Source organism: Rhodopseudomonas sp., from assembly GCF_048594845.1.
Taxonomy (GTDB): domain Bacteria; phylum Pseudomonadota; class Alphaproteobacteria; order Rhizobiales; family Xanthobacteraceae; genus Rhodopseudomonas.
This window is the reverse complement of the sequence record NZ_JBMDXE010000119.1, coordinates 1-8,452: the sequence shown is the minus strand read 5'-3', so window position 1 is coordinate 8,452 and position 8,452 is coordinate 1. Positions and strand designations below refer to the sequence as shown.

Below are 8,452 nucleotides of genomic sequence, written 5' to 3'. Positions count from 1 at the left end.
CATCACATCAAGTTCATGACCAATACGCGTGTCGCCAAGGTCGAGGACGGCAAGGTGGTCGCCGAAGAAATCGCCGACGACGGCTCGGTGAAGAAGACCGCCGAGCTGCCATTCGGCTTCTCCATGCTGATCCCCGGCTTTCGCGGCATTGCGCCGCTGCGCGGCATCGACGGCCTGGTCAATCCGCGCGGCTTCGTGCTGATCGACAAGCACCAGCGCAATCCGAAATACACCAACGTGTTCGCGGTCGGCGTCTGTGTGGCGATTCCGCCGACCGGGCCGACGCCGGTGGCCTGCGGCGTGCCGAAGACCGGCTTCATGATCGAGTCGATGGTGACCGCGACCGCCCACAACATCCGCCAGATCCTCGATGGCCAGCAGCCCACGCATCAGGCGACGTGGAACGCGGTCTGCCTCGCCGATTTCGGCGACAGCGGCGTGGCCTTCGTGGCGCAGCCGCAATTGCCACCGCGCAACGTCAACTGGTCGGCGTCCGGCGTTTGGGTGCACAACGCCAAGATCGCGTTCGAGAAGTACTTCATGCGCAAGATGAGCCGCGGCGAGAGCGAGCCGTTCTACGAGAAGGCGATGCTCGACATCCTCGGCATCGGCAAGCTGAAGAAAACCACCGAGACGGCGTAGCAGCGCGGGCGCCGGCGGGCCAAAGCCGACGACGCATGGGGCGGATGCTTGCGACGGGGTTGCGAAAGCTGAAGATTTGGGCACAACTCGCCGCCATCTTCAGCAACGCAGCTTCATCGTGACCTCCGCTCCCAGCCCATTCGCGCGCCTCGCCGACCAGCCCTATCTCCTGCTCAGCCTCACCTCGCTGTTCTGGGCCGGCAACGCCATTGTCGGCCGCTTCATCGCCGGCCACTTTCCGCCGGTGACGCTGTCGTTTCTGCGCTGGAGCGTCGCGTTCCTGATCGTCATCCCGTTCGCCTGGCGTCACCTCGTTGGCGACCGGATGATGATCCGTCGCCACATCAAGCTGATGGTGGCGGTCTCGATCATCGGCATCAGCACCTTCAACACGCTGCAATACACCTCGCTGCAATACACGACGGCGCTCAACGTGCTGCTGCTGCAGTCGACCGGCCCGTTGTTCGTCGCGATCTGGGCGCTGATCGTGCTGGGCATGCGGCTGACGCTGGCCCAGGCGATCGGCGCGATCGCCTCGATGCTCGGCGTCGCGGTGATCATCCTGCACGGCAACATCGCCGAACTGGCGGCGATCGATCTCAATCGCGGCGATTTGCTCTTTCTCGGCGCGATGGCGGCGTTCGGCCTGTTCACCGCGCTGTCGCAGAAGCGGCCGGCGATCCACGGCCTGTCGTTCCTCGCCTTCACCTTCGGCTGCGGCGCGCTGTTTCTGATTCCGCCGCTGATCTGGGAACTCTCGGTGCTGCCGGCGCCGGCGTTCGATGTCACCAACGTCGCAGCGGTCGGTTACGTGTCGATCTTCCCGTCGATCCTCGCCTATCTCTGCTACAACCGTGGCGTCCGTCTGATCGGCGCCAACCGCTCGGCGCCGTTCTTCCACCTCGTCCCGGTGTTCGGCTCGGCGATGGCGATCCTGTTTCTCGGCGAGCAACCGCATCTGTATCACGCCGTCGGCTACGCCCTGGTGCTGACCGGCGTCGTCGTCGCAGCGCGCAGGCAGAAGCCCGCCGAGGCGTGAGGCGTGGATCAATCGCGACGGCTCCCGCTCGGGTCGGATCCGACGCTCCGGTCCACCGCGCTCCGCCGCCATTCGCCGGCCGTGCAACCGAACTTTACCTTGAAGGTCCGGTGGAAGTGTGCGGCGTCGGTAAAACCGTGACTGAGTGCGATGCTCGCGATCGTCCGGCGGCTCTTGTCTCGCGCTACTAGCTCCGAGGCGACGGCATCGAGCCGACAATGCAGCAGGAACTCCCTGAAGCTGCGCTCCGAGTTCTCGAACAGCCTGTGCAGATAGCGCACCGAGATGCCGAGCGCGGCGGCGGCATTGTCCGCAGTGAGCCCCCGCATCCGGCAATGATCCCTAATATAGCGTTTGGCCATGATATGGCTCGCCGCCGCGCGCGAACCCTCCGCGTCGACGACGGGGCTGCGGTTCGGACTAGCGGCCAGCGCCACGAGATCAAGCAGGAATTCAAACAAGCGCTCCAACTCGTGAGCCGGCAGATGATCGACTTCGCGCGCCAGGGTGGCCGTCACTTCACGTAGCAACTCTCCGTAAGACGGATGCGTGGAGAGCAACAGCGGAGTTTTCGGAAACTGTCCGCGGAGCCGCTCCCGCATTTCGCCGAACGGCAGCATGAACGAAGAGACTGCAAGATCGGGCTTGCGCCGATGTTCGAGCGCGAAAGTCTTCGTACTGTCGAACAGACCGACGTCCCCCGCAGTGATGACCACCTCGACGCCCGATTGCCTGATCCGGCATTCGCCGCGCGTTTTGAGATTCAGGTAGAAACACTCGTCGCGCGAGCGAGCGATTTCGCGGCTGGTCCGCAGCACCAGATGCGACGTCGCCACGACGCGATTGAGACGACCTTTTCCGATCGGAATGGATTCGACCGAACCGGAGAACGCCGACGACTCGTTCTTGTCGGGCTCCGGCACGAGATCCATGAAACTGCGACAGATGCCGTCGCGATAATACGCAAACCCCCGATGATCCTCGACATCGGCGCTACGCCAGATCGCCCGTCCCGCCGCCGGTTCGTTCATGCCTGCCTTCCACAACCAGCGCGCGCCCTGCTTGGGCGACGCCCCTGCCGGCAGTGCGCGCCGTACTGATATTCAAGCCAACTAACTAGCCAATCAATCCCACGGAGGACGAAAGAATGAGCAAATCCCCGATTCTCATGGTTCACGGCTCCTGGCACTGGGGCGGTTGCTTTCAAAAGCTGGGCAACATCCTTGGTACCCAAGGCTACCCGGTAGCGATGCCCGATCTGAAATCACATGGCTACAGCGAAGCCGGCTGGGACAGCGTGACCTCGATGGCGGACTATACCGAGCCGGTCAAAGAGCTGCTCGCAGCCGCCGATGCCCCTGTCGTGCTGGTCGGTCATTCAATGGGCGGCGTGGCCCTGTCGCATCTCGCCGAATCCATGCCGGGCAAGATCAAATGTCTGGTCTATCTGACCGCCTTCATGACCCCGCCCGGCAAAACCGCAAACGACTACATCTTCGCCTACGCCAACAATCCTGCCGCCGCTCCGCTGTTCGAGATCCTAACCCCCGTCGGCGACGGCGCCGGGCTGGCTCTCGACATGGCCAAGCCTGACCGTATCCGTGATGCATTCTACGGCGATTGCTCCGACGCGGACATTCGCGTCGCGTTGAACAACGCCGCGGTGACCAATACCTCGGTGCCGAACGTCTACGCGCCAGGGGCGATATCGACCATCGCCCGACACTACATCACCTGCGCGCAGGATTGCGCCATCCCGTTCGCCGTCCAGAACCAGATGATCGAAGACGTCCCGGGCGCCACGGTGCATGCGCTCGAAACCAGTCACTCCCCGTTCTTCAGTGCGCCGCAACAGCTCGCCGCAATCCTAAAGCTTGTCGCCGGAGATTGACCCGGTCCCCGGGCGTCCGCTTTCGGCAAAGGTCCGCGGCCACTGACTGATTCGGTCTCGTTCCCAGCGGCATGTCGAACTTGCCGCGAGCCTTCGCTGACAGATGATTAAATGGCCAACGCATCCGGCGCGGTGATGCGGATCGCATTCGTCGTCAAGACGATCGGGTTCGGCCACGGCAACGGCTGCGCGCATGACGGCATTCCGCCGCGGGCCTTTGCGGCCCCGCCGAATTCGGGCATGGCTGGACGTACACTCCAACCGCCCGTGACGCTTGATCGCCCTTTCCCGCAAGGCTTTCGGCTGGCTCGCCAACCAGCCTTATCTGCTGCTCAGCCTGACCTCGCTGTTCTGGGCGGGCAACATCGTGCTCGGTCGCGCCGTCGCCGGCCATATCCCGCCGGTGACGCTGTCCTGCGTGCGCTGGATCGGCGCGATGCTGCTGATGCTGCCGGTGGCGTGGCCGCATCTGCGCCGCGACTGGCGCAAATTGCGCGCGCACTGGAAGCTGATGATCGTGCTGTCCGCCACCGGCTTCGCGATCAACAACGTGCTGTCCTATTGGGGACTGCAATACACCCAGGCGCTGAACGCGCTGCTGATGCAGTCGTCGGGGCCGCTGTTCGTGGCGCTGTGGTCGCTGCTGCTGTTCGGCGTGCGGCTGACCTGGACACAGGCGATCGGCATCGGCCTGTCGCTGCTCGGCGTGCTCACCATCATCCTGCGCGGCGACTTCGCCGCGCTGGCGCAGGTCGAGTTCAACCGCGGCGACCTGATGGTCGCGGGCGCGCTGTGCGCGTTCGGGCTGTATTCGGCGATGATGCCGAAGCGGCCGGCGACGCATCCGCTGTCGCTGATCACCGTCACCACGGCCGGCGGCGCCCTGCTGCTGCTGCCGCTGGCGGTCTGGGAATTCGCGGCCGGCGTGCGGCCCAGCGCCGATTGGGTGACGATCACCTCGCTGGCCTATGTGGTGATCTTCCCCTCGGCGCTGGCCTATCTCTGCTTCAACCGCGGCGTCGCCCTGATCGGTCCGAACCGCTCCGCGCCGTTCCTGCATCTGATGCCGGTGTTCGGCTCGGTGATGGCGATCGTGCTGCTCGGCGAAAAGCCGGAGCTGTTCCATCTCGCCGGCTACGCGATGGTCGTCGCCGGCGTGTTCATCGCCGCAAGGCGGTGAGCGACGCGCAGACCTCTCCTCATTAGTCTTCGCCCCACCCACCGTCATTCCGGGGCGCGCGCCCTTGCGCGCGAACCCGGAATGACGTGCGTTGGGCGGGGCGTCGCGCGTCCGGAATGACGTGCTTGGGCCTCGCCTTTTCGGCGCGTTTCGCGCAGTCTGTCCGGACAAGAACAAGACGTCCGGGAGGATTCCGATGCGATCGATCTGCGCCGCGTTTGCGGCGGCCGTGCTGTTGTCCAATGCCGTCGCCATGCCGGCGCGGGCCGACTCCAGCTACCCCAACCACAACATCACGCTGGTGCTGCCGTTCGCGGCGGGCAGCGGCACCGACACGACGACACGGCTGATCTCGCAGAAGCTCGGCCAGGCGCTCGGCGTCGGCATGGTGATCGAGAACAAGGCCGGCGCCAACGGCATGATCGCCGCCACTTACGTGGCGCGCGCCAAGCCCGACTGCTACACGCTGTTCGTCACCACCAACACCACGCATTCGGCCAACCCGTATCTCCTGAAGAACCTCACCTACGATCCGGTCAAGGACTTCACCCCGGTGGCGCGTACCGGCGATCTGCCGTTCATGCTGGTGGTGCACCCGGACGTGCCGGCCAAGACGGTCGGCGAACTGATCGCCTATGCGAAGGCCAACCCCGGCAAGCTGACCTACGCGTCGGGTTCGTCATCGGCGATCGTGTCGGGCGCGACCTTCGCCCGCAAGGCCGGGATCGATCTTTTGCACGTGCCGTACAAGAGTTCGCCGCCGGCGATGAACGACGTCATCGGCGGCCGCATCACCATGATGTTCACCGACGTGCTGACCGGCCTGCCGCACGTCCAGGGCGGCGCGCTGCGTGCGCTCGCCGTCACCACCAAGGACCGCTCGCCGCTGGTGCCGGACCTGCCGTCGATGCAGGAAGCCGGCGTGCCGGATTTCGACATCACCTCGTGGCAGGGCTATTTCGCGCCGGCCGGCACGCCGAAGGAAGTCGTCACCAAGCTAAACACCGAGATCCGCAAGATCGTCGAAGACCCGGAGACCAAGGCCAAGCTCGCCACGCTCGGCATGGACGCGTTCTCCGGCACGCCCGAAGACCTCGGCAAATTCGTCGATGATCAGCTCGTGCTGTGGGAGAAGCTGGTGCGCGAGGCGGGGATCGAGAAGCAGTAGGCGCGGGTCGCTGCTGCCACTCTCTCTCCGCGGACGGCCTCACCTCTCCCCGCAAGCGGGGAGAAGTCGGATGGCGCAGCCATCCGGGTGAGGGGGCGCTTCCATAAGGCCAAGAGTCAGCGACTCGCGTCGCCCTCACCCCAGCCCTCTCCCGTAAGCGGGAGAGGGAGCGCGCCGTGCTTGGAGTGAGCGCGATCTTGTTACTTCGACGTCTGCTACGCCCCGCCGATCAGGATCCCTACCGCCAGCACGATGACGCCGCCGAGTACGATCTGAAACACGGCGTGCAGGAATGGCGTGTCCATGTACTTGGCGCGGATATAGGCGATCGCCCAGAGCTCGACGAACACCACCAGCCCGGCAATCGCGGTCGCGATCCAGAACGCGTTCGCCCAGTGATCCGGCACGAGATACGGCAAGGTGTGGCCGAGGCCGCCGAGCGTGGTCATCAGGCCGCAGATGCCGCCGCGCAGCCAGGGCGAGCCGCGGCCGGTCATCGAGCCGTCGTCCGACAGCGCCTCGGCGAAGCCCATCGAAATGCCGGCGCCGATCGAGGCCGCAAGCCCGACCAGGAACGTCGGCCAGTTCTGATGCGTAGCGAACGCCGCCGCGAACAGCGGCGCCAGCGTCGACACCGAGCCGTCCATCAATCCGGCGAGGCCCGGCTGAACGTATTGCAGCACGAACATCCGCCGCGCCGCATGGTCTTCGGCACTGCGCGCGTCGGGCGTCAGGATGCGGTCGGTGAGCTGGGTGGCGCGCTGCTCGTGGCGCTTCTCGAACTCGGCCAGGTCGGTCAGCAGCTTGCGGATATGAACGTCCGTGGCCCGTTCGGCGGCGCGCTCGTAGAAGCGCTGCGCCTCGAACTCCATCGTCTCGGCCTCCTTGCGGATGCGGTCGAGCGGCAGGTTTCGGGTCAGCCAGATCGGGCGGCGGCGGATGAAGCCTTTGACGTCCTCGCGGCGGATCGGCGGCAGGTCCGGGCCGAACCGCTCCTCATACATCCGCAGCAGCATGTGCCGGTGGCCCTTCTCCTGCTGGGCCATCTCCCTGAAAACGCGCGCGGAATCCGGGTAGCGCTCGGCCAGATCCTCGGCAAAGGCGAGGTAGATCCGGCTGTCCTCCTCCTCGCCCGAAATGGCGACGGCCAGGATTTCACGCTCGCTCAGGTCAGAAAACGCCTTCATCTGCTCGGTCCACGGTATTTTAGAACGGTTCTAATCTCTACGCCGGGCCGGCTGCCAAGTCAAAAGCCTCCCCGGGGCCGGCAATTCGCCGCAGGGACGGTCATCCGCCCTTCACCGAACCGTCGCCCGCGTGTGATCCGCCGCCGCCACAAGTCCGCGATCGAACACACAGGAGGCTGCTCATGCGAAAACTACTACTCGGGTCGGTCGCGGTCTTTGCGCTCACGATGTCTGCCGCGCTGGCGCAATCCGAAGGCGAATTCCCGGCGACCCTGGCCGGCCACGCCGTGCTGCCCGCCGCGACGTTCATCGACGCCCCGGCGGATGCGCCGGCCGACCTCAAGACCTCGGGCAAGTACACCACCGGCAAGCGCGTCACCGAGATCGGCAGCGTCGAGGGCAAGTCCAACGGCCGTCCGACCGGCCTGTCGACGCCGTTCAAGGGCCAGCCGCTGCAGGGCCATTCCGGCATCAAGACGATGCCCGACGGCACGTTCTGGGTGCTGACCGACAACGGCTTCGGCTCGCGCTACAATTCGGCGGACTCGATGCTGTATCTCGACAACTACAAGATCGACTGGCAGAGCGGCGCGGTCGACCGCAAGCAGACCGTGTTCCTGCACGACCCGGACAAGAAGGTGCCGTTCCGCGTCGTCCACGAGGACACCGACAAGCGCTATCTGACCGGCGCCGACTTCGACACCGAAGGCTTCCAGATCATCGGCGACAATTTCTGGATCGGCGACGAATTCGGCCCCTACATCCTCAAGACCGACCTCACCGGCAAGGTGCTGGCGGTGTTCGAATCGCAGGCCGACGGCAAGCCGATCAAGTCGCCCGACCACTGGTCGGTGCAGTCTCCGGGCGCGCCGGGCGCGACCTACACGGGCGTCAACCTAAAGCGCTCGAAGGGCTATGAGGGCTTCGCGGCCTCGAAGGACGGCAAGTTCCTGTACGGCCTGCTCGAAGGCCCGCTGTGGGATGCCGACAAGAAGGATTGGGAAAAGGTCGACGGCAAGGAAGCCTCGCGCATCCTCGAATTCGACGTCAAGGCCGAGAAGTTCACCGGCCGCTCCTGGAAGTACGTGTTCGAGCAGAACGGCAATGCGATCGGCGACTTCAACATGATCGACGATCGCTTCGGCCTGGTGATCGAGCGCGACAACGGCGAAGGCACCAAGGACAAGGCCTGCCCCGAAGGCAAGACCGGCACCGACTGCTTCAGCGATCTCGCCAAGTTCAAGCGCGTCTACAAGATCGAGCTGACCGATGCGAACGCCGGCAAGCCGGTGAACAAGATCGGCTTCATCGACCTGATGAAGATCCGCGATCCGGACAAGAAGGC

8 protein-coding genes and 1 pseudogene are annotated in these 8,452 nt (G+C 65.0%); 6 read left to right on the top strand and 3 right to left on the bottom strand.

Features of this window, described 5'->3' with window-relative positions:
- Together ACOJTD_RS07355 and ACOJTD_RS07350 are read left to right on the top strand one after the other, a co-directional pair.
- Positions 1–642: pseudogene (locus ACOJTD_RS07355) on the top strand (NAD(P)/FAD-dependent oxidoreductase); the annotation flags it as partial.
- 118 nt (positions 643–760) lie between these two features.
- Positions 761–1,681 carry a DMT family transporter gene (locus tag ACOJTD_RS07350; protein ID WP_420132266.1) on the top strand — a complete coding sequence of 307 codons (921 nt, stop codon included), beginning with the start codon at positions 761–763 and terminating at the stop codon, positions 1,679–1,681.
- A gap of 8 nt (positions 1,682–1,689) precedes the next feature.
- Here the strand turns inward: ACOJTD_RS07350 and ACOJTD_RS07345 are convergent, their stop codons facing one another.
- Positions 1,690–2,712 (bottom strand): helix-turn-helix domain-containing protein, encoded by a 1,023-nt coding sequence (locus ACOJTD_RS07345; protein WP_420132265.1) that lies wholly within the window; start codon positions 2,710–2,712, stop codon positions 1,690–1,692.
- A gap of 116 nt (positions 2,713–2,828) precedes the next feature.
- Between ACOJTD_RS07345 and ACOJTD_RS07340 the strand changes: the two genes are divergently transcribed.
- Positions 2,829–3,572 (top strand): alpha/beta fold hydrolase, encoded by a 744-nt coding sequence (locus tag ACOJTD_RS07340; RefSeq protein ID WP_420132264.1) that lies wholly within the window; start codon positions 2,829–2,831, stop codon positions 3,570–3,572.
- 107 nt (positions 3,573–3,679) lie between these two features.
- Here ACOJTD_RS07340 and ACOJTD_RS07335 read toward each other — a convergent pair whose 3' ends face one another.
- Positions 3,680–3,814 carry a hypothetical protein gene (locus ACOJTD_RS07335; RefSeq protein WP_420132263.1) on the bottom strand — a complete coding sequence of 45 codons (135 nt, stop codon included), beginning with the start codon at positions 3,812–3,814 and terminating at the stop codon, positions 3,680–3,682.
- Between the two features lie 32 nt (positions 3,815–3,846).
- On the opposite strand from ACOJTD_RS07335, the gene ACOJTD_RS07330 reads away from it, so the two are divergent.
- Positions 3,847–4,752, top strand: a complete 906-nt coding sequence (locus ACOJTD_RS07330) for a DMT family transporter (protein ID WP_420132262.1) — start codon at positions 3,847–3,849, stop codon at positions 4,750–4,752.
- A 196-nt stretch (positions 4,753–4,948) separates the two neighbouring features.
- Positions 4,949–5,920 carry a Bug family tripartite tricarboxylate transporter substrate binding protein gene (locus ACOJTD_RS07325; protein WP_420132261.1) on the top strand — a complete coding sequence of 324 codons (972 nt, stop codon included), beginning with the start codon at positions 4,949–4,951 and terminating at the stop codon, positions 5,918–5,920.
- Between the two features lie 215 nt (positions 5,921–6,135).
- On the opposite strand, the gene mbfA is transcribed toward ACOJTD_RS07325, so the two are convergent.
- Positions 6,136–7,107, bottom strand: a complete 972-nt coding sequence (gene mbfA / locus ACOJTD_RS07320) for an iron exporter MbfA (protein ID WP_420132260.1) — start codon at positions 7,105–7,107, stop codon at positions 6,136–6,138.
- Positions 7,108–7,289: 182 nt separating this feature from the next.
- Here mbfA and ACOJTD_RS07315 point away from each other — a divergent pair.
- On the top strand, positions 7,290–8,452 hold a 1,163-nt coding region (locus ACOJTD_RS07315; protein WP_420132259.1), incomplete at its 3' end, for an esterase-like activity of phytase family protein.

Bases quoted from the DNA above. Each gene is read 5' to 3' on its own strand.
- ACOJTD_RS07345 (WP_420132265.1), bottom strand. From the start codon at position 2,712: ATGAACGAACCGGCGGCGGGACGGGCGATCTGGCGTAGCGCCGATGTC.
- ACOJTD_RS07340 (WP_420132264.1), top strand. From the start codon at position 2,829: ATGAGCAAATCCCCGATTCTCATGGTTCACGGCTCCTGGCACTGGGGC.
- ACOJTD_RS07335 (WP_420132263.1), bottom strand. From the start codon at position 3,814: ATGCCCGAATTCGGCGGGGCCGCAAAGGCCCGCGGCGGAATGCCGTCA.
- ACOJTD_RS07325 (WP_420132261.1), top strand. From the start codon at position 4,949: ATGCGATCGATCTGCGCCGCGTTTGCGGCGGCCGTGCTGTTGTCCAAT.
- mbfA (WP_420132260.1), bottom strand. From the start codon at position 7,107: ATGAAGGCGTTTTCTGACCTGAGCGAGCGTGAAATCCTGGCCGTCGCC.